Consider the following 822-nt stretch of genomic DNA (forward strand, 5'->3'; position numbering starts at 1 on the left):
GCCGCCGGCACTCCGCCTGCGGCTACCGCAGCCCGATCACCTACGAGAACACCACCACCGCGGCTACGCTACGACCGGCCGCATAACAATCAAATCGCGTGTCCACTTTTCGGGGCGAAGGCCCGTTCTCGCTTCCGGTCACCATCATCATCTTGCGACCTTTCATGATGGCGATTCCGGCTGAGTTGGAGGACGCCGCGGTCATGGACGGTTCGACGAAGTTGGGGTTCTTCGTGCGCGTCCTGCTGCCACTGTCGCGGCCTGCCCTGGTCACGGTCAGCGTGCTGGCATTCATCACCAGCTGGAACGGCTATCTGTTGCCATTGCTGGTGTTCAACGACCAGCAGCACTTCACGCTGCCGTTGGGCGTGGCGACCTTCCAGTCGCAGTACTCCCAGGACACCGCGAGCATCCTGGCGTTCACGGCGCTGTCGATGATTCCGGCGTTGGTGTTCTTCGTCTTTGCCGAGCGCAGGATCGTCGGTGGCCTGACGGGTTCAGTCAAGGGCTGACCATTCGAATCGAAAGGTTGATCCGTTCAGCTTTCAACAACGAAACAATATCGACACTTCACCGATCAGGCAGCGGTGACGATGAATGCTGCTTACAATTGAGGCCCATCGGCGAAGAAGTTTCGAAAACACAATCGGCTTGAAACTATTGACGGTGTGCAGTATCGCACTTAGCGTGAATGATGTGGGGACCTGACCCCGAGTAGTGGACACGCTCAATCCCTGCTTCGGTGGGGTGGAAGCGAGATGATCCACTCATGGCGAGGAAGAACTACTCCGAGGAGTTTCGCCGCGACGCTGTCGAGTTGTA

1 pseudogene is annotated in these 822 nt (G+C 58.3%); it reads left to right on the top strand.

Annotation, left to right across the window (positions count from 1 at the left end):
* Positions 1 to 116: 116 nt before the first annotated feature.
* Positions 117 to 512: pseudogene (locus RM423_RS24960) on the top strand (carbohydrate ABC transporter permease); the annotation flags it as partial.
* Positions 513 to 822: the final 310 nt, after the last annotated feature.

Origin of the sequence: Jatrophihabitans lederbergiae (assembly GCF_031845305.1) — a bacterium.
Lineage (GTDB): Bacteria > Actinomycetota > Actinomycetes > Mycobacteriales > Jatrophihabitantaceae > Jatrophihabitans_A > Jatrophihabitans_A lederbergiae.